The sequence below is a fragment of the Flavitalea flava genome (genome assembly GCF_054461575.1).
On record NZ_JBTLQH010000025.1, the window covers coordinates 25,917 to 46,791 of the forward strand.

A 20,875-nucleotide genomic window follows, 5' to 3' on the forward strand; every position below is an offset into this window, starting at 1 on the left:
GTATTATCTTGTCCGCAAAGTCCATACCCATGAATATCCTCAAACCCGTTTTGCCCGGATTGGTCATTATTTTGACTCAATGGGCAGCCTCCGCTCAGCCTGACACGGCCAGAATCACCGAAAAAGCATTATTTTTTGCAGACAGTCTTATTAAGGCAGATGGTTACCAGAACTGGAATACCTATGCCGATCTGGCCCCTGCCAGCGTCATTAAATATTATGGCGGAAAGGAAGGTCTTATCGAGCACATCGTCAACGGTAAAAAACGATTGGTCAGTACGACAGATGAAGACCTCCCCGTATTAAAAATGATGAATTTGATGACCCTTAACGATCAGTGGCAATGTGTTATCCGGGAATCCCGTTATATCCACCGGGATGACAAAAAATATCACCTGATCACCTATTTCATTGGCCAATCAAAAGACGAAGGGGAGACCTGGCGGCTTTTTGATGTGTATTATAATAAGATTGCCAACGTCATCTATATGTTACCCGATATCTTCGGCGATCTTCCCATTCCCGAAACAGCGCTGCTTTCCCAGGAGGAGGAACTGGCCCAGATACAGGCACAAGAAGCCGCCGCTAAGAAAGCATCAGCCGGTAAACAAACCTCTTCGGCTGCCAACGGAAAAAGAACCGCTTCAAAAAAGAAATAATACCGCCGGCTTGCAGGAAAGAATAAGGCCAGGACCGTCCGTAATACCTGATCAGGGTTTAACGAGTATACTATTATCCGTTAGCCAGTCAGTCAACCGCTGAGGCCATCCTTTAATAGATTGCAGGTTGGAACGATAGCCCATATTAAATGCATGGTTGCCCTTGGAAAAAATATGTGCTTCCACTGGCACCTTGGCGGCCCTGTATTTTTCCAGTAATTGGACGATAGGCGCGGAACAGCATTCATCATCATTTGCCGCGACAAGAAAAGCCGGTGGCGCATAAGGGGGAACGATGGCCGGAACGCCCAGCGGTCCGGGATAGACCAGGATTTGAAAATCCGGCTTCCCGTTCAGGCGGTCCACAGGATCCGGGGCAGCCGGATCTCCGTTACCGGGTGTATAAGCAACCATCGCCGCCACTTCTCCTCCGGCAGAAAAGCCCATTATGCCGACCCTGCCGGTATCTACCTTCCATTCCATCGCCCTGCTCCTGACCAGGCGCATAGCCCGGTAAGCATCCTGTCTTACTTCCTTTTCCAAGGTATACGGAGAATGTTCCTCCCGGAAAAGCCGGTACTTCAATACAAATGCAGTAATACCTATACTGTTCAGGAATAAGGCCGCATCCCTTCCTTCCGAATTATACACCAGGAGCCGGTGCCCTCCACCGGGACATATGATTACCGCTGCTCCCGTTGCCTTTTCTTTCGGCGGAAGATAAACAGTGACCGATGGATTATGAATATTCTTTACCCAATAATCTTTTGCCTCTTCCGGTTCATCTCTCCGGTTTTCAAACCCAGGCGCTCCATTGGGCCAAAGAGGGATCTGTATTGGCTTTTCCTGGGCCAGGGCAGACAAGGAGATGATAGTTATCAGGATCCCGAAGAAAACAGGCTGCAAACGCATAAAGAAGATTTTAAATGGGGGCATTCAACCCTTCCACCAGGCCAGAATTCCGGAAGAAGTGATCTGCATACCGATGCAAAAAACCAGGAAGGCACTCAGCCGGTTCACGATCTGCTCTCCCCGCGGCCCTAACCTCCTGATTAGTCTGGGAGTATTGGCCAAACAGAAATAGATAAGGCCGACTATCAGGACAACAGCTACTAACAGCGCTCCGAGGTTGGTCAGGTGTACGGAAAAATCCTTGTCTTCTCCATGAGCGCTAAGGGTCAGCAGTACGGAGATCGTTCCGGCCCCGGTCGTCATGGGAAAGGATAAGGGATAGAATAATATGTTCTCCATATCTCCTGGTTTACGCACAGGTTGGGCAGTCTCTTTTTCTCCTTTCATAGTGTTGTCCGAAGTTAACAACTGCCAGCCCATCCTGCAGATCACGATACCACCTGCCATCTGGACGACAGGGATCGAAATCCCAAACAATTTTAAGACCCAGCTTCCGATCAGGAGCGACCCCAGGCAGATCAAAAAACAATAAAAGGTAATTTTTTTGGCGGCAGCCTTTCGTTCAGACATATTAAGTCCAGCAAGTAAAGGATCCACGATGAAGGCTGCGCCGATAGGATTAACGGCAGGAAAGAGAGATAAAAAGCCGACAAAAACCAAATTCAAAAAAGGATGATCTATATGCATAAATCAATATATCCTGGTGATTACCGCGTAAGTTAACAGATTCGGGTATAATTAGCTAATTTGTGTTGCTCAAAAAAAGGCCTATGCAAAAGCGCTTTTTAAGGTTGTTACCCGTCGTAATGTTGTTTGCCTTTTTATCCGCCTGCTCTTCCGGCCGGAAGGGAAACCCCCATATCGAAATCCGGACCCAGGCAGGAGATATAGAGCTTGAATTGTACGCCGGTCAGGCGCCAAAAACGGTGGCGGCCTTCTTATCCTATATAGATTCCGGCTTCTATAAGAACAGTTCTTTTTACCGTGTGCTGAATGACGACAATCAGTCCTCCAATGCGCCAAAATCGGAATTGATACAGGGTGGGATCTGGAAAACCCGTTATCAAAAAGCGGTTTCCCTGCCCGGCATATCCCATGAGACTACCCAACGGACCCATATATTGCATAAGGACGGTGTGATCTCCCTGGCCCGTACCGCCCCGGGAACGGCAGGTTCGGAATTTTTTATCTGCGTCGGGGAGCAACCCGGATTTGATTTCGGAGGAGAAAATAATCCGGATGGACAGGGTTATGCCGCCTTTGGAAAAGTGGTAAAAGGGTTGAATATCGTCCGGTCTATTTATTCCAGCCCCGAAAACAATCAGTCCTTCGATCCGCCCATTGCCATTTTTGATATCGTCCGGCTTTAAACAATCAGGTATTTAGCCAAATGACTTAGTGAGTAGTTCAGGCTATTAACTATTTTTTTCAATTTTTGTCCGGATCATTGTCCTTCGTTCGTCATACCCGGGAAAATAAATTTTCCTCATTTTTCACCTTTTAAATGTAGCAGTATGAAAAATTTTATGTTCCTTTTTCGCGGCCCCTCTCCGGAAGATCTGAAGTTCACGCCCGAACAATCCCAGCAATCTATGCAGAAATGGTTTGGGTGGATCAACGAGCTGCGTGAGAAAGACCTCTATGTCGGAGGAGAACCCCTGATCAGTACAGGAAAAACGGTACAAGGAAAAAAACCAGTCGTAACCGACGGCCCCTTCGCGGAAGGCAAGGAACTGGTAGGCGGATATATTATCATCAAGGCAGATTCCCTGGAAGATGCGACAGAACTGGCCTTTGGTTTCCCCGATTTTGGCGTACAGGGATCCGTAGAAGTACGGGAAGTCATGCAAATGCCTATGCCCTGATGCATTCTCCATACGAAGAACCCGCTCAACAATTGGTCGATCATCTTTTCCGTCATGAGTCGGGAAAGATGGTCGCCGTGTTGACCCGCATTTTCGGGATCCATAATCTGGAGTGGGTGGAAGATACGGTCCAGGAAACTTTTTTAAAAGCGCTGCAGGTATGGAAATTTAATCAACTGCCCGATAATCCTTCTGCATGGCTCATGAAGGTGGCCAGGAACAAAACCATCGACCTAATCCGCCGGCAGCAGAAACTGGCCGTTATATCTCAGGAATTATCGGTTTTGCTTCAATCCGATACGGAACAAACGGTCCGTCAGTTTTTCCTGGATACGGAGATCGCAGACAGCCAGTTGCGCATGATCTTCACCTGCTGCCATCCTTCGCTTAAACAGGAAGACCAGGTGGCCCTGACGCTGAAGACCCTCTCCGGCTTTGGGATACAGGAGATCGCCAAAGCGCTGGTCTCCAATGAAACCGCCATTCAAAAAAGGATCTACCGCGCTAAGGAATATATCAAGACCCATTCGATCGCCTTTGAGATCCCCAGCGGACACGATCTGGCGCATCGCCTGGATACGGTTTATACGGTACTTTATCTTTTATTCAATGAGGGGTATAATTCCGTCAAGTCGGATGAGCTGATCCGTTATGACCTTTGCGCGGAAGCCATGCGTCTTTGCAAGCTGCTGTCGGAGCACCAAATGGGAAAGACACCGTCCACCTTCGCTCTTTTATCCCTCATGTGTTTCCAGGCATCCCGTTTTGACAGCAGAATGGGAGAGGATAATTCGATCATATTACTGGAGCACCAGGACCGTCGCAAATGGGACCGGGAATTGATCCGAATGGGTTATTATTATCTCAATCATTCTGCGCAGGGGGAACAGCTTTCGGTATACCATATCGAATCGGCTATTGCGGCAGAACATTGCCTCGCTCCGGATTTTGCCTCTACCAACTGGCCATCCCTGTTGCGTCTTTACGATTGCCTGCTGGAACTAAAACCAATACCCATAGTACAGTTAAACCGCGCCATCCTTCTGGCAAGATTAAAAGATCTGCCATCCGCCATCGATACCATACTCGATATTCCGGGGATCGGAGACTTGCTGAAACACCATTATATCTATAGTGCTGTTCTGGGAGATTTTTATGGCAAGGCCGGCAATCCCTCCGAAGCCCGGAGGCATCTTGAAAATGCCTATACCCTTACGACCTCCCTGGCAGAAAAAAAATTATTACAGGATAAAATAGACAAAATGTCCGGCGGCAAAATAACCGACGGTTGATTATCCCTTCTTCAGCAAAACCTTCTGCCCGGCAAAATCCGTGGAAGCATCAAGAATGGCCAGCAGTTGGGGCCATTTATCGGCAGGCTCTATCCCATGTTTGTATACCCGCTTGAAATGTACGATCAGTTTGTTCCCCTGGATCTGAGCCGATGTCGTTACGCTGCCGCAATCATTTTCCAGGATCTTTCCTAGTTTGTCTGCGCCCTGGACGGTATAGCCGGCAGGAATGATAAAGGATACCGAACAATCGAGGGTCCTCGCATAAGCCATATATATATCCACTTTCCGGGTCCGCTGTGAAGGCCTGAGTTTTATAGGCGAATTGACCACTTTGCCGATATTCAACAGCAGGTTATTACCGGCACGCTGAACCAGCGCATCCACCGTGAACTCCGTTGAATAAACCAGGTCGGGTGCATTATGCCGCAACCCGGGATTTTCCACTTTCCAGGAGAACAATTCCTTGGGATCCTGTTCGAACTCGGAAGAGATCTCCGCCTTGAAACGATCTTTCAGCGAAGCTCTGGCTTTATCTAAAGCAGTGGCATAATCTTCAGAAACATTTTTGCTTCTCCTGACTTTTTTCAGGTCATCCATGATCGACTTTTCCACCAGGAGGGAATTGCGCTCCATCTCATAACAATCTTCAAAATTCAGGAGCCGTATCTGCTCGTCAGATTTCATTTTCCCCGTCAATACCGTATGCCGTTTGACCCGGAGCAATTGCAGATCCGCTCCTTCCATGGAAATCTGAAGATCTTCCTGGTGAATGTTATCCGCAGCATTGCTAAGGGGAGTTTTTGCAAGGAGGTCAACCGCCGCATCATGTTTGTAAGTCTTGGGACGGACATCCGGACAGGGTTGCCCTTCCAGGTAACCAGGTACATAACCAGGATAGGTGAACATATCTACGTTACTAAAATAGAGAGACTTATACGGTGTGCCTGGTTTTTCCAGATCGACCCGCAGCATGACCGAAAGATCACCCACTCCCATTATCTGGTTGATCCCGGGACCATATTTGGAGGGCATAACCACGAATTGGGACCGGATTTTATGTGCATCGAGGACTTTTTGCAGATAGATCAGGTAATCATAGTTGTTTATATCCATACTGTTCCGGTCTTCTCCCACTTCCAGATCGCTGCTGGTCAGGTTATAATAACGGGCAAACCGATAAGCGTAGAAAATAAGATAAGCCAGGCTGTCATCCGGCAATTTGTTAAATTGTTTAAAGTTATGGAGGATCACGGCTACCTTTTTTTTGTAGGCCGCCACCGCATAAGGATCCGGGTAACTTGTTCCCGTATATATTTTCCCGATCACATCTTCCAGGGGAACATCCTTTACCACTTCACCCTTTGCCCTTCCTGAGGTTCCACCGGTAAGGACATTGAGCCGGAAAATTGGCAACTGACGAAATTGGGACATCCACAGATCGGTCGGTACAGCAGGAATATTCTTCATAGCAAGATCCAATATAAGGTCCTTATCTTCCGTAAAACTTTGTTTGGCTTCCGGAGCCTTATTGATGGAGCGATACTCTACCGCATATTTATCTCCGATATCGCAATGGATCGAATAATCCAGGATGGGATGATCGTCTCCAAATACAAAGTTCATTCTTTCCGGCTCCTTGATCGTCTGGGAAAATTCTTCCACCCGTATAAAAAGATCCAGGATATCACCTACCTGCAGATCGCTGATGGCCAGTTTTCTTTGCTGATCCTTTATGCCGGTCCCGGTCAATACCGATTCGTCTATATTGACTTCTTTCATCGTGCCATCCGGTTTAATGATCCGCGCTCCAACAAAGGAAGTCATACTGCCATTGATCCAACTGTTCAGTTTCTTGAACTGCCGGTAACTGATCTGGGAATATTCCTCCAGAGAAGCTTTGTCATTGATCTTCACCAATTCCCGTACGGTGCTGTTATAATAAAAGCTGCGACTGGAAAATATCTTCTTTTTGGTATCCGCATCGATCTCGGCTCTCCTGGCCAGGATCACACTGGACTCATTCGCGTATTCGGCAGGGATCTTACGGTTGGCAAAGGCAGGAATATTCCATGCCCAGATCTCCTGTCTTACCACGGCCGCCCGCTCTTTGTATTTTGCCGGGTCCATCTGGGCACATAAAGAAGAGTGGATCAGAACGGCGGTTACAGCAGGCAGTATTTTGCGGAGAGCCGAAAGATGTTTGGTATAGAAACGCATATATCGTATTTGGAGAATGAGGTTAAAGGGGTTATTTATATAATCGGTTTAACAGGTCGGGCCGATCAGGTTTTCGTTAAAGTGATCTGCTGCAGGTAAGCCTTTTTTAACCGGTCAATATCGGAATTCCATTGGGCAAAGGCTGTTCTGGGCAGATGAACCTCTTTCAGGATAATCGTCTTGCGATATTTCAATACATTCCCTTCCAGCTTATACGAGAGCGAGAAACTATACCCTGCCCGTTGGATATCCAAGGCAACAGGAATATCCTGTACCTTATAACCTGCCGGAAGGGTTAGATTAGCCTCGGTGATCCAATCCGCCTTGCAATCGAAAAGGAAATCATGTTTGCGGGTGGCAGTGTCAAAATCATCCCATGAAAACTCCTTCCGGAAATCCAGGTCGATATAAATATCCTTATCAAAAGACGTAGCGGCATTATTAAAAACAAGATTGTACCGGAAGGAAAGATCGGCATTCCGGTTCTCCAGGCCCTCGTCCTTTATGTCAGTCATATTGTAATCTGCATTGTTCCTGGAAAGAAAAAGACGTAGAGATTCCTGCAATTTATTTTTATGGATCGCATTGGCATGGAACAGCACATCTTCCTTACTTTCTCCTTTCCACAAATGACGTACTTTACCTGCCAGATTGGTTCCTTCGATATGCAGATCGTATTGATGCCGGATCTCATTTTGCTCATAGCCGGGTGAAGGTACCCGCTGCAATAAATAGTTATCTCCGTTCTCGATCAAAACCTGCCGGCCCTGGATCCGTTGTGCATATTGGCCGAAACCAATATAGGATTCGGTAGCATCCAGAAAATAGAATTTGCCCTGGTAATTCAGAGCGCAGATCATATGGTTATCCACAGCCAGGGAAGGGGTTGAGTAATCATAGGCAATATGGTCCGTGCCAATCCAGCATAAACGGGCATCCAACCCGAGACCGGTGAGCAGGTTCTTAGTCAGGTTGGCCATCCCCTTACAATCCCCGTATTTTTTACTCAGTACGACCTGGGCCTTCTCCGGACGAAAACCCGCCATCCCATCCTCGAAAGCGATATATCGTATATTCTCCTGCACCCACTGGTAGATCGCTTTCGCTTTATCAAGATCGTTGGTAAGCCCCTTGGTAATTTCCAGGGCTTTTGCCTTGAGGACGACAGGATCATTGCCAATCTGGAGGGTCAGGCTCCTGTACCAGGCATACTGATCTTTTAGTTCGTTGAAATATTGCTGCTTTCCCCCCTTAAGTTCTGCATATTTACTCAGGATAAACAGGTGTGGGTAAACATAGGATGGTCCGGGGCTGCCTGACTCTTTTTTAAAAGCGGGCAGGTCGGATATGGTATACATATAAACATCCGCCTCCTTGCGGGAATCGTATTGTTTGGACTTTTGAATATGGTATCCTTTGAAATTCATTTCCCGGATCTCCAGGTGCATCCATTTGGGAACGGTTATTTCCACCGTTTTTTGTTTGACCACCTGCTCTTCCGGAAAATAGACGGAAGTGAAATACCGGGGATCCAGGGTTGTCTTTTGCATTTCCACTTCATCGGAAGTTCCCTTTTTAAGGAAAGGGAGTGTGAAATAATAAATCCGCTGATCCGAGAAAAAAATATCTCCTGAGGAATAATTCTCATCCTTTACAGGGATCGTCTTATCCCTGGAACCATTCACATAAATTTTTACCCCATCTATTGTCGATTGACCGTCATAGGATTCCACCCATGGAATGGAGGATCGCAGCTCCCGGCAAAAATAAGTGGTTTTATTTTCCTGGCGAATGATCACTGGATGGTCTTTTTGCCCTTCCTCAAAAGAATATCGCTCCGTCTTATTACTAATAATGATATTACTGTCTTCTCCCGAAAACGGAGGGGTAACCGGGAGCCGGCCCGCATTGGCCGGAAGGGAACAGAGGACACCCCCTGCGGAAAGGACGGTAAATAGTAAAAGGGGTAAAAATGCTTTTTTCATAGTCGTCAGGGCATTTAGGTAAAAAGACCTGTTTTCTAACGATACCGCTAAAACAATAGTATGCAGTCTTCCATCCATTTTTTCTTATTTTTAAGGCTCGAATGAATAACTAAGGAATGATCGCAAAAATAACCCGGACCTTTCTAAAATTCTTTTTCTGGACCCTTCTGCTTCTGGTCGTGCTGGTGTTCGTTCTCGGACGAATCGTCACCTTCAGAACGGATGACAAAAGCCTCCGGACCTGGTTCCATGAACATAAGGTCGAACCCGGTATAAATTACTATACTGCCAAGGACCGTACGATCCGGTATCTTCAGGCCGGAGACCAGGCAAAAGCCACTATTTTATTCATTCACGGGGCTCCCAGCTCCCTCAGTTACTGGAATGGTTATCTGAGCGACAGCAATTTGCTGCAAAAAGCAACCCTGTATGCCGTTGACAGACCCGGTTACGGATATTCAGGGCTGGGTGAACCCCTGCCGGATATGGCTGCCCAGGCAGCAATCATCAAACTGATCCTGGATAGTCTGCACAAAACACCTCACCCCATCGTTATAGTGGGCGTTTCTTATGGCGCCCCGATCGCCTGCCGGCTGGCCATGGACTATCCGGAACTCGTCGATGGGCTGGTATTGGTCGCCCCCCCGATAGGACCCGGGTTGGAAAGAATCTTTTGGTTCACCTACCTGGTTGAAAATCCAATTATCCACTGGGTTGTTCCGCCTATGCTCAAATCTGCCAACCGGGAGAAAGTACAACACCGGGAAGAATTGACCAAAATGTTACCCCTGTGGCCCAATATCCATGTTCCGGTCATGTATATGCAGGGCGAGGAAGACAGCCTGGTATCCACCGCCAACGCAGGATTTGCCAGATCCCATTTGATCAATGCCCCTTCCCTGACTATCCAAATGATACCAGGCCGTGGACATCTGATTGCCTTTAATGAAAAAGCCAGGATTACAAAAGCCATTCTCGACATGTTGGACAAGGTAAATAAAAGATAGATTTCATCTGGCCCTATTCAAAATTAGTCCGGCAATAGTCAAAAAAGGGATAATTTAACCATAAATTGTCAGCCGCACCATGCCTGTACGCACCCTTGTCATCTTTCTTTTTTTTCTGTCCCTTCATTCCATGGCGCAGCATCCATCTCTTTCTTTCCGGAATGTTGGGATAAACGATGGGTTGTCCCAAAGCAGTGTAGTAGACATCGCTTTTGACAGTACCGGGTTTGCCTGGTTTGCGACACAGGACGGTCTAAACCGTTTTGATGGAAAAGAGTTCCTCATTTTCCGTAAAAATTTTAACGATATCACCACTCCTGCCGGAAGCCGTCTTGGAAAGGTAGTATGTCATTCCTCCGGAGAAATATGGATCATCACCAGCGAAGGCAGGCTTGAAAGACTAGACCGGTACCGTAAGGTCTTTATATCTGTCGATACATTAGGGGCCGAACGAATAGCCTTACCGGCCGTAAGTTGTTTTTATGAGGACAGGAAGCATAATTGGTGGATCGGCACCGAATCGGAGGGTATATTTTTGTACCATCCACTTTCCGGCAAAATCAAACATTTTAACACACAGTCTTCTTCACCCTTTCAGATCGGGTCAAATTCCATACATGCCATTTTTGAAGACAAGGATAACCAATGCTGGATACTGACGGATAATGGCCTGATGGTCTGCGATCCCCTGACATTCCGGTTCAAACAGTTTCTTTTACATACCGATAAAGATTCTCATTCCGAAAAGGAGGAGCAACCTGTTTCCTGTAGTTCCATCTGCCAGGATCAGGAGGGTAGTCTTTGGGTGGGTACCTATGGAAAAGGGTTGTTCGTGAAACGCCAAACCGATGATAATTTCAGACAGTCCGCCGATTCACTTAAACTGCCGCTTTCCCTGGTAACGCAGACCCTGCTGGCCGACCATTCTCATAACATTTGGATGGGCACTTATGGAAGCGGTTTGTTCCTGATCAATACAAAGGCAGGATCCGTTCGCCATATAAACGCTGATAAAAAGGATCCCTTCTCTCTTTCTTATGATGATATTCTTTGTATCAAAGAAGATCCCAATGGAGGTATATGGATTGGTACGGACGGAGGAGGGATCAGTCATTACGACAAGAGACTGAACAATTTCAGCTTATGGTCGAGAAATAATGTGCCCGATAACATACCTATTGAACAAGTCCGGGCCATAACTACTGACAGGAACAAGGGGATCTGGATTGGCACTTCCAATAGCGGCCTCGTGTATACCAATAAGGAACACTCCGTTTTCAGAGCATTTCAGCTGCCCCCGTTCAAAAAAGGGCTGACCAATTACGAAAGGGTGGTGTCCCTGATGACCGATCGGGACCAGAAAATCTGGGTAGGAACCCAGGGTAATGGATTACTGATAATAGACAACGCCAGTCAAAAAATTATAAGACATTTTTACCCCGGAGGTAAAGAACCGGATGGGTTACCGGATCATACGATATGGTGTCTGCTGGCCGATTCAGGTTCCCTGGTTTGGGCGGGTACCCGCAACAGTGGTTTGTGTTTACTGGATAAAAACAGGGGATTAATCTGGCAGTCATCCGAAAGGGAAGGGCTGGGAAAGTCAGGAGAAAATCCTGCTGAAAAAAATATCCGGTCCCTCACCCGGATCAATGACAGCCTTATTTGCATAGGTTTCGAGAAAAATGGTTTTCAGTTCCTGAATACCCGCACCCGCCGGTTTTATTTTCCCGGCAAACTATTCAAGGGAAGTGTAAACCAGCTTGAAGGGGTTACACTAAAATGCACGTATTATCAATATCCCTTGTTATGGGTGGGGACATTGGGGCAAGGATTGCTGGCCTGCAATCTCGCTGAAGAAAATTTTTTGTGGATCACGGAGAAACAAGGTTTGCCCAACAATACCATTTATAGTATCCTTCCCGATAGACTGGGGGCGCTCTGGATGAGCACCAATAAAGGGATCTGCAGGCTCTCCGTTCCCAATGACCCCGGCCGGATCAATCCCGGCCATTTCAGCCTGTTCACCAGGGAAGACGGAATACAGGGAAATGAGTTCAATACCGGCGCCTTTCACCGGGCCGCCGACGGTCAATTCTATTTTGGCGGCACGAGCGGTCTTACCGCTTTTTATCCGGATAGCCTGCAACTTACTGACCAGCCTGCCCGGGTCGCGATCACCGGAATGACGATCAATAATTCACCCGCTATTTTGGACACCCTGATCACGTATAAAAAAACAGTGCATTTATCCTACCTCCAGAATTCCCTGTCGTTCAACCTGGCAGCCCTGGACTTCGTCTTAGCAAACCGGTTCACCTATCTATACCGGTTGCAAGGGCACGATACCGGATGGATAGATGCCGGTACCCGGAATTTTGCCAGTTATACGACCCTGCCTCCCGGCCATTATACTTTCCAGGTAAAGGCCCTCCGGCAATTCTCCGATAACCTGGAACCCATCACCTCTCTCTCTATAATTATCGAGCCGCCTTTCTGGCGAACATGGTGGTTCATCAGCTGTTGTATACTTGCCTTTTGCTGGCTGCTTTACGCATTTTACCGTTATCGGATCCGTCAGCTGATCCGTCTTCAAACCATACGGGAGCGGATTGCCACCGATCTTCACGATGACATCGGATCCACGCTGACCAATATCGGCCTGCTATCTGAGCTAAGCAGGAAAAATCTGTCCAGACCCGAGGAAGCCGGGATATTTCTTCACCGTATTTCCCGGGAAGTAGAAAGTTCCAGCCAGGCGCTGGATGATATCGTCTGGAGTATCAATACGAACCACGACACCCTCGAACAAACGGTAGCCCGGATGCGCAGATATGCCGCCGAAATATTCGATGCAGCAAATATTAATTATGAATTGCAATTGGATGGACAATTCGAACAACGAAAATTGAATATGGAGCACCGCCGGGATTTTTTCCTCGTTTTTAAGGAAGCCATCAATAATATTTATAAACATGCCGGTGCCAGTCAGGTGCTGATCAGGATCATGCTGGAAGGAAACCGGCTTATTATGGAAATAAAAGATAACGGCAAAGGGTTCGATCCTTCTATGCTTACCCACCGGAATGGCATTAAAAATATGCGCCTGCGGATGGAAAAATGGAAGGGGACCGTTCAGATCGACTCTGTTCCCGGCGGAGGTACCCGTATCCTTACCGGCTTTTCCATACGGTAGTGATAAGAGCCAACTTTCATCCCTGTTCTGGCTGCATAATCACTCAAATGAAGGATAGGTAATTTTACTAATTGTATTTAGCTTTACGTAATGCCTGTAAAAATTGTCATTTTTGAAGACAACGACCGTCTCAGGGAATCCCTGGTCTACCTGCTACGTATGAACGAGTATGAGGTTGCGGGAGATTACAGTCAGTGTACGGATGCTGCCAATATCGCCCGGGTATATAAACCCGATGTGGTATTGATGGATATCGACATGCCCGGCGAAAGCGGGATCCAGGGAGTAAGGCATATAAAGGAAGCAAGGCCTGAAACAGCCGTCATCATGTATACCGTATTCGAAGACGATGACAAGTTGTTTCAATGCCTTTGCGCCGGCGCAAACGGCTACCTCCTTAAAAAAACACCCATGGCCCGCTTATTCGACGCCATCCAGGAAGTACAGGAAGGCGGCGCTCCCATGTCTCCGGTGATCGCCCGCAAGGTGCTGAATACCTTTCAGTCAAAAACCGTTGCCAACAAATATGACCTTTCCCATCGTGAAATAGAAGTCCTTCAGTGGCTAAGCAAAGGATACAGCATTAAGGCAATTGCCTCGGAAATGATCCTGGCTTTCGACACCGTCCGCTCCCATCTCAAGAATATCTATCAGAAACTCCATGTCAACTGCGGAAAAGAGGCCATCGTCAAAGCCCTCAGCGAGCGGATCGTCTAGCTGCGGATCGTCCAGGTTTCGTTCCATCCATCTTCACAATTTTTGGAATGAATTTGCCCAGCGTTTTCACCAGATGCCCCTGCGATCCCATGACGGCATCGATATCCTTATAGGCAAAGGGCGCTTCATCCAACCCGCCACCCAATAGTTTCACACCATGTTTGTCCAGCATTTCCTGCAGAGCCTGTTGGGTGATGGATTGAAGGGCGGCTGTCCGGCTCATCTTTCTTCCGGCCCCATGTGAAGCGGAGTAAACCGATCCTGATTCACCCTTACCTTTGACAATATATCCCGGAGCTGTCATCGAACCCGGGATAACTCCCAATACATCTTTTCCAGCCGGAGTCGCCCCTTTCCGGTGAACAATGACTTCATGGCCATCGACGATTTCTTTCCAGGCGAAGTTATGATGGTTTTCCACCCGGGTTACCGGCTGTCTTCCCAATTGCAGGGCGATCTTTTCATGGATCACCTGGTGGCAGGCCGAGGAATAATCCCCTGCCAGATTCATCGCCAGCCAATACTCCATCCCTTCCTGTTCATCCAGGTTCAACCAGGCGAGGTTGACGGCTTCCTTTGGCAAAGGTCTTTTTTCTTTGGCCAACCGGGTATAATAACCGGCGATAGTAGCGCCTAATCCTCTTGAGCCGGAATGCGACAACAGCCCCAGGTATTTCCCGGCATCCAAACCTAATACCGGGTCCTTTTCCCCGATCTCTACCACACCAAATTCTACAAAATGGTTTCCGGAACCGGATGAGCCTAATTGCCGGGCTGCCTTCCCCTGCAGGTCCCGCAACAGCCCGATCTCTTTAAATTCTTTTCTTTCCAACACTTCATGCGGCGTGATCTTATCGAAGAATCTTCCCGAACCGAAAAGTGTAGCCTCCCCCAATTCCCTGATAAAAAAAGATTCCCGTTTGACAAGGTCCTCCGGGGAAATATCAAAGACAGACAAACACATGCGGCATCCTATATCCACTCCAACACCATAGGGGATCACCGCGTTTTCTGTCGCCAGTACTCCGCCGATGGGCAATCCATATCCGCTGTGGGCATCGGGCATCAGCGCCCCGGCAACAACGATGGGCAGACGGGACGCGATTTCCATCTGGTCCATCGCACCTTGCTCAATATGGTCCCTTCCAAATATATTAAAAGGGATTCCCTTATCCTTTAATTTTATCTCTGCATTTTCTGCATCGTTCGCTGATCCCGGCGCAGGTTCAGACGAGGACTGTAGCGCAGGTTTATGCGCAGGTTCCGGCGCAGGGATTAATCGCTGCGCTATGAGCCCAAATATGGCATCTTTTTCGTATTCAACGGGAGCCGCCAATATCGCTCTCAGTATGTTCATGACTTCCTCCTTTGTATTAAACTTATAATTCTTTTCCATGATCTTCATGGCTATGGTGATCACCGGTCCTTCTGGGTAACCAATGGCCCGGAGATCTTTTCCTGATAATTTTAATGTTGACATATTTTTGTTTTTTTGTTACTCCTATCAATCTTTTTCCGCAGCACTTCCTTTTATGCTAAGGAGTAGTTTAAAATAATAAAATGAGCGACAGGCAAACAGCGACTGTTATTATTGAGCCACTTTTCCGTTCCCGGAAATGACAGGATTTGAACCTGTGACCTTCCTGCTTTTGGCAGGACGCTCTACCGAAGTAACGCTGTCTTACGGCATCATTTAAATGAAAAGGCAAAAATCGATAAGAGCTTTCACCCACGTATTTCGGATGAAATGACGCAGATGGTTAGATTCGAACTAACGATTGCCACGGAGTATCTCTAATCTACGGCACTTTTCAAAAAATTAAGGAGTAACAGGCAAAATGAGAGGCGGGGTGCCGTCAGGCCGAGGATTTGCACCTCTCCCGGGATTGCTCCCGGACCCTATCCCCTTTCTTTGGACGAAGTATCTCATTTTTACGACATCCTTACTAAATTAATAACCCTTTATAATAAAATGCAGGGTAATGATTCGAAAAGACACTAATAAAAATCATAACGTTTTATGGAAAAGCAGCTCCCGGGATAAACCGGGAACCACTTGTTTTCCTCCTTTGTCTGCATCTAATCATTTACTATTCCATACAATATACTTTTACAATGTTATCCTGTTAATCCGCTCAATCGCATCTGTTCCTTCGTCAACCGCCCGCAATACATCGAAGATCTTGTCGCTCCATCCGGCTATCAGGTACACGTCATCCCGCATTACGCTTATCGGAGTATTGCCGTATCCGGCCAGGTCGAAAAGATATAACTTCGCACCCGGAGCTTTTCGTTTGTATTGTTTCCAAAGTTCTGCAAGGCTCTCTCCCGTATTATTGCTGTTCCACAATTGGCAATCCGTGAACAACATAACCTTATCGACAGGTTTATTCCACTGCAACAGGTCTTTGATCACCAGGTAACCATTCGTGCTATATCCCACCTCTCCTTCACGACGATGAAACTCCTGCACATTTGCCAATATGTTCTTTTTAGGCACATTTATCCATTTCCACGTATCACCAAACATACCTGTCAGCACATTTTCACAACGGTTCTGCAGGAGCATGGCCAGCAACAGCCCAATATCATAGTTCATCACTTTGCTTTTGACGCTGATCGCTTTCTGCATACTTCCGCTTACATCAGCAGCAATGACCACTCTCGTATTTTCATCGTATCCCGCAATATTGGCGGCGCTTAACAAAACCGCTTCTTCCAGGGCATCCAACACTTTTCCGACACAACCGTTTTTTAGGTCTTTCAATTCCCGCCAGGCGCTAAGAAAACGAAAAGGCAATTGTTTACTTTTTGCTACGGCCCCAGGGTTGGTGAGGTATGCACAAACTTTGTCCAGTGCATCTTTTCCCACTTCCGCTTCTAAAATGTTTCGCAAGTTCCGCAGGAGGGCCATATAACCCAATTTTTGGCTAACTATCAGTTCTTCCCATTTTTCCCGCAAGGCAGCGCTTTTCAAAATCCCGCTACCGAATTTTTGCTGCCCCAATGCGCTCAATTCCACTTCCCAGGTATAAGGAGTCTGCAATTCATCTTTTACTATTTTATCGAACAAACCCTGCTGTGCTTCGTCCTTTGCTTTGGGGTGAACAAGGAACAGGGCATCTTTCAGCTTCACAGAAGCATCCCGGTTGTATTTGGCGAACTGGTATTCATCGAATTTATTGAATGCCTCAGCCAATCCTTTTTGGATTTGTTTGCTCAATTTATTCAGCTTTTTGACCCCTGACCGCTCATTCGCCAATGCATAAAAAGCCAGCAATTCCATAATTTCATCGGCCCGTTTAATCACCCGGCCGGTCAATTTGCCAACTATTGCATTACCGCTGTGCTGTTTGGCGAGTTCAACGGCCATGACAAGAGGCACACTACGCAAATTCATTTCTTCACGGGCATAAATCGCCAGCCGGGATACAAACTCCGCGTCGTTTGCCGCAATCAACTTGCGGATACGAAGCAATTTTTCTTCTGCCTTAACATAGAACTGGTCATTCAAGGCAGCGGTTGCCACTATGGAATACAATTCCATTTGAGGAGTCAACACAAAGGATTTCTCCCCTTCATAGTTTAAAGTTTGGCTGGCCTTTTTGCGCATTATATTAAATTTCATACTGTAACTCCCTTCTTTTTCATTTGCTGATACAAACCTAGAACGCGACTGTGCAATCTATTTGCACAGTTCAGTTTTTTTTCTTTTTTTTGAAAAAATATTTAAAATGCCTGTCAACCGTAATGCTCTTATCCGCTACCGCACCATCGACAAATGCCTGCAGAACCGGCGGCGCAAATGGACCATCGATGATCTCATCGAAGCCTGTAATAAAGCCCTTTACGAATATGAAGGACTGGCCAATGGCGTAAGTCTCCGCACTATCCGTCTCGATCTCAGTGCTATGCGCAGTGACAAGCTTGGCTACAATGCGCCTATTCTTGTTACAGATAAGAAATTTTATAGCTATGAAGACCCCGACTATTCTATCTCCAACAATCCACTCTCTTCCCAGGATCTGAATGTCCTCCAGGAAGTAACTCATCTTCTCCGGCAATTCAAAGGGTTCAGCCACTTTAACGAAGTGACGGAAATGGTAAATAAACTGGAGGATAAGATCTATAGCGAAAAATTCCAACGGGATCCTGTTATCGACTTCGAAAAAAATGAATTGTTAACCGGTCTCCAGTGGTTAGACATTCTTTACAAAGCCATTATTGCACAAACGCCTCTTTCCCTTTCTTATCAGTCCTTCAAAGCAAGAGCCACCAGTGAGATCCTCTTTTATCCTTATCTGTTAAAAGAGTACCGGAATCGCTGGTTTGTCCTCGGAATGACGCAAACCAGTAAGGAAATTCTAACTTTTGCTCTTGACCGGATTCAGGGTATTATTCCCCGTCCGGAAAGGCCCTTTCAGCAGCACAAAAATTTCGATCCCCACACCTATTTCAAGGATATTGTGGGTGTAACACGCAATACAGGTGATACACCCACTCTAATTCTTTTTTTAGCGGACCATTCCCAGGCACCATATATCAGAACAAAGCCTATCCATACCTCTCAAGTGGTTGTGGAAGAGAAGAAAGAAGGGGTCCTTTTCAGCATTGAAGTGATACCCAATTTCGAACTGGAACGCGAACTGATGGGATTCGGGGAAGGTCTAGAAATAATTTCCCCTAACAATCTGGTCCGTCGCATACGAAGAAAGGTAAAACTGATGCACGAGATATATACTTAGTGCACCACTTTATTCGCACAGCTGGAGCTTGCAAATGCATGGGGTTTAGCCTTGAAAACAAATCCCATTCCCATGATATAACCCATCGCCTCCTTTAATGCATCATTGCTCTTAAAACCCGGATTGGTATTTATGTCCGCATGTACTTCCATATCCACATAGTAAATGGTGAACAGTCTGCACAAAGAATAAGCCGTATCGATACTTTTAGCCACTTCCAGCAACATCCTTTCTTTTATGCTCATCTTTCTTTGGGTGACCTCGTTATGTATGTACATGAACCCACCCTTTCCTTTACGGATAAATACAATCACTGTCGCCCATTCTGTTTCTTTTCCTTTCACCTGGCTATCCGTACCAATACAAACTTTCAATTCATGCCCCAATTCTCTTTCCCGAACCAATACTGCCCTGATTTCATCTTCGATTGGCCTGGTTATCCGGGTGCCATCCAATTTCCTCCATTTTTGTTTTTGTTCCATTGCCGTTTTATTTACTATTATCCTACCGTTCAATTTTCCCCTTCTCTCAATTCTGAGCCGGTTCCCGCCTGAAGCCAATAATCTCCACCCGGTCCGCTTTCTGCTCTTTTTCAAAGGGATTTGCAATCTCCGCTATGGTCATCGGCTTATTAATGGCCAGATCAAAGCCAAGATGTTTGCTCAATTTCTGCGCTTTTAATACGCCCAACTTCCCAAACTCATATTTTGCGATCAGTCTTCCTTTCCGCAAAAGCGCACTGTCAATCAGGGTCAGGGAACTGTTAAACGTGCAAACCAGCTGTACATTCAGGAAATCCGCCAACAAGCCATCAGATATATTCAGCAGGTTCGATACCGCTGATCCGGCATTGTGCTTCCTATCCATAATTATATTTTCCGCATCTTCAATGATCAGAACCGTATCCGGGTTATCGATCAGCAACTCGATAAAATCGGGATTCATCAGATTGCCAGCCACCGATGGTGAAAGGAATAAAACCCGTTTTTTTATCTTGCCGATCAGGTATCGTAAATAGGTCGTTTTACCAGCTCCGGGAAGCCCGTGTAATAAAACAATGCCCTTGTCCTTTTTCCGGTTCAGTCTTTTTCTGATCAGTTCATCCACTTCTTTAAAATCATCCTCATAAAAAAAATCAATATCCAGTTTTGTCCTTTTTATCTCCATAGCTTTCAAATCCAGGCAAGATCCGTTATACACGATCAGGTTCATTTCCAGCGGTTGCCGTCTTTGCCTTTCCTTGAACTTATTGACCATTTCCGTCACTTCCTCTACAAATTCTGCCTGACGACCATCATGAAGTACCTGGCAATGGCCTTCGTCAAATGCAAGCAGGCAATTATTTTTCAGCACTACCACCGTATTGTCAAACTGATATTTTTTCCGTCTATTCTTATACCAGCTATATTCATGCACCTGATTGATCAGCGCGCCGAATTTTTCCTTAAAAGCTGCAAAAGCTTTTTCTCCATCTACTTGCCCCATAAAAAAAAGATTCGGCAATAAGTTAAAACTATGCAGGTATAAGGATTTGATATCCAAAAAGCGTTTGTTAAAAACAATATTGTTATTAACCACTTTCGGATGGTTTAGATTGTCCATTTTTAACGTATGTTGAAATAGTAATTAAATATTTATCTCCAGAGTTTCGATAAACTTTTCCTATTTCATTACCAAAGTGCGCATTGTTTTCTTTTTAGCGGACGAAACAGGATTCGAACCTGTACACCCGGTACTTCAAACCGGAGCCAATGTGGACCACAGGTCCACAGGCCGCAGGCCCCTCATTATAGTTTTTTTGAATTGGGCTAAATTTCAAAAAACCCAATTACAAAAAAACACCGTTGAGCTATTCATCCATCGGTCAGTTGACCCAAGTTTTTACACTCATTTCAAAAATACTATCCCCTGTTGGCCCGCCGGGACTCGAACCCGGAACCCCCGCATTAAAAGTGCGGTGCATCTTGCCATTGAGCTACGGGCCATTGTTTCATTCCTATGTTGTTTACTGCCATTCATTTGTTGTGACTGATGGATTCGAACCATCAACCCTTACCGTATCAGGGTAATGCTCTACCGTTGAGCTAAGTCACAATTAAATCAAAGCACCCTTTTGTTGACCCGATCAGACTCAAACTGATAACCTTGTGCGTATAAGGCACGTGCTCTTACCATTGAGCTACGGGTCATTGGGATTGAGGGCTTAGAAAGACTCGAACTTCCACCTCTGCGTTCGTAGCACAGGGTTCTTCCATTAAACTATAAGCCCTTACCTTC

General features: G+C 46.4%; 16 protein-coding genes and 4 tRNA genes. 8 read left to right on the top strand and 12 right to left on the bottom strand.

Translation table 11 applies throughout. The features are described from left to right. Positions 1-29: 29 nt before the first annotated feature. A complete protein-coding gene (locus ACX0G9_RS20075; protein WP_459066743.1) occupies positions 30-659 on the top strand; it encodes a hypothetical protein in 630 nt (209 codons plus the stop codon). 51 nt (positions 660-710) lie between these two features. Here the strand turns inward: ACX0G9_RS20075 and ACX0G9_RS20080 are convergent, their stop codons facing one another. Then, positions 711-1,571 carry an alpha/beta hydrolase gene (locus tag ACX0G9_RS20080; protein ID WP_459066744.1) on the bottom strand — a complete coding sequence of 287 codons (861 nt, stop codon included), beginning with the start codon at positions 1,569-1,571 and terminating at the stop codon, positions 711-713. Positions 1,572-1,595: 24 nt separating this feature from the next. Continuing rightward, positions 1,596-2,258: a MarC family protein gene (locus ACX0G9_RS20085; RefSeq protein WP_459066745.1), complete on the bottom strand. Its 663-nt coding sequence runs from the start codon at positions 2,256-2,258 to the stop codon at positions 1,596-1,598. An 83-nt stretch (positions 2,259-2,341) separates the two neighbouring features. Between ACX0G9_RS20085 and ACX0G9_RS20090 the strand changes: the two genes are divergently transcribed. From ACX0G9_RS20090 to ACX0G9_RS20100, 3 genes are all read left to right on the top strand, one after another. Continuing rightward, on the top strand, positions 2,342-2,941 hold the full coding sequence (locus tag ACX0G9_RS20090) for a peptidylprolyl isomerase (RefSeq protein ID WP_459066746.1): 600 nt from the start codon (positions 2,342-2,344) through the stop codon (positions 2,939-2,941). A gap of 144 nt (positions 2,942-3,085) precedes the next feature. Continuing rightward, positions 3,086-3,436 (top strand): YciI family protein, encoded by a 351-nt coding sequence (locus ACX0G9_RS20095; RefSeq protein WP_459066747.1) that lies wholly within the window; start codon positions 3,086-3,088, stop codon positions 3,434-3,436. Beyond that, positions 3,436-4,728, top strand: a complete 1,293-nt coding sequence (locus ACX0G9_RS20100) for an RNA polymerase sigma factor (protein ID WP_459066748.1) — start codon at positions 3,436-3,438, stop codon at positions 4,726-4,728. Before ACX0G9_RS20095 ends, ACX0G9_RS20100 begins: the two co-directional genes overlap by 1 nt. Here the strand turns inward: ACX0G9_RS20100 and ACX0G9_RS20105 are convergent, their stop codons facing one another. Further along, positions 4,729-6,948: a DUF3857 domain-containing protein gene (locus ACX0G9_RS20105; RefSeq protein ID WP_459066749.1), complete on the bottom strand. Its 2,220-nt coding sequence runs from the start codon at positions 6,946-6,948 to the stop codon at positions 4,729-4,731. Positions 6,949-7,013: 65 nt separating this feature from the next. Continuing rightward, complete coding sequence (locus ACX0G9_RS20110; RefSeq protein WP_459066750.1) at positions 7,014-9,011, bottom strand: transglutaminase domain-containing protein; 1,998 nt, start codon at positions 9,009-9,011, stop codon at positions 7,014-7,016. A gap of 38 nt (positions 9,012-9,049) precedes the next feature. On the opposite strand from ACX0G9_RS20110, the gene ACX0G9_RS20115 reads away from it, so the two are divergent. From ACX0G9_RS20115 to ACX0G9_RS20125, 3 genes are all read left to right on the top strand, one after another. Continuing rightward, a complete protein-coding gene (locus tag ACX0G9_RS20115) occupies positions 9,050-9,940 on the top strand; it encodes an alpha/beta fold hydrolase (protein WP_459066751.1) in 891 nt (296 codons plus the stop codon). A gap of 79 nt (positions 9,941-10,019) precedes the next feature. Then, positions 10,020-13,136 (top strand): ligand-binding sensor domain-containing protein, encoded by a 3,117-nt coding sequence (locus ACX0G9_RS20120; protein WP_459066752.1) that lies wholly within the window; start codon positions 10,020-10,022, stop codon positions 13,134-13,136. A gap of 90 nt (positions 13,137-13,226) precedes the next feature. Continuing rightward, positions 13,227-13,853, top strand: coding sequence for a response regulator (locus tag ACX0G9_RS20125; RefSeq protein WP_459066753.1), 627 nt, complete (start codon positions 13,227-13,229; stop codon positions 13,851-13,853). On the opposite strand, the gene ACX0G9_RS20130 is transcribed toward ACX0G9_RS20125, so the two are convergent. Together ACX0G9_RS20130 and ACX0G9_RS20135 are read right to left on the bottom strand one after the other, a co-directional pair. Further along, positions 13,834-15,333, bottom strand: coding sequence for an RtcB family protein (locus ACX0G9_RS20130; RefSeq protein ID WP_459066754.1), 1,500 nt, complete (start codon positions 15,331-15,333; stop codon positions 13,834-13,836). The two genes, ACX0G9_RS20125 and ACX0G9_RS20130, sit on opposite strands and share 20 nt — an antisense overlap. Before the next feature lie 630 nt (positions 15,334-15,963). After that, a complete protein-coding gene (locus tag ACX0G9_RS20135) occupies positions 15,964-17,481 on the bottom strand; it encodes a TROVE domain-containing protein (RefSeq protein WP_459066755.1) in 1,518 nt (505 codons plus the stop codon). A gap of 106 nt (positions 17,482-17,587) precedes the next feature. On the opposite strand from ACX0G9_RS20135, the gene ACX0G9_RS20140 reads away from it, so the two are divergent. Beyond that, positions 17,588-18,598, top strand: coding sequence for a helix-turn-helix transcriptional regulator (locus ACX0G9_RS20140; RefSeq protein WP_459066756.1), 1,011 nt, complete (start codon positions 17,588-17,590; stop codon positions 18,596-18,598). Here the strand turns inward: ACX0G9_RS20140 and ACX0G9_RS20145 are convergent. The 6 genes from ACX0G9_RS20145 to ACX0G9_RS20170 all read right to left on the bottom strand — a co-directional run bounded on the left by ACX0G9_RS20145 (position 18,595) and on the right by ACX0G9_RS20170 (position 20,867). Continuing rightward, positions 18,595-19,080: a ribonuclease H-like YkuK family protein gene (locus ACX0G9_RS20145; protein ID WP_459066757.1), complete on the bottom strand. Its 486-nt coding sequence runs from the start codon at positions 19,078-19,080 to the stop codon at positions 18,595-18,597. The two genes, ACX0G9_RS20140 and ACX0G9_RS20145, sit on opposite strands and share 4 nt — an antisense overlap. Positions 19,081-19,126: 46 nt before the next feature. Next, positions 19,127-20,200 carry an AAA family ATPase gene (locus ACX0G9_RS20150; RefSeq protein ID WP_459066758.1) on the bottom strand — a complete coding sequence of 358 codons (1,074 nt, stop codon included), beginning with the start codon at positions 20,198-20,200 and terminating at the stop codon, positions 19,127-19,129. A gap of 309 nt (positions 20,201-20,509) precedes the next feature. Beyond that, positions 20,510-20,583: transfer RNA gene (locus ACX0G9_RS20155), tRNA-Lys, on the bottom strand. Between the two features lie 37 nt (positions 20,584-20,620). Further along, positions 20,621-20,692: transfer RNA gene (locus ACX0G9_RS20160), tRNA-Ile, on the bottom strand. A 22-nt stretch (positions 20,693-20,714) separates the two neighbouring features. Further along, positions 20,715-20,787 (bottom strand) — tRNA-Ile (locus tag ACX0G9_RS20165). Positions 20,788-20,796: 9 nt separating this feature from the next. Continuing rightward, positions 20,797-20,867, bottom strand: a tRNA-Arg gene (locus ACX0G9_RS20170). Between the last annotated feature and the right edge of the window lie 8 nt (positions 20,868-20,875).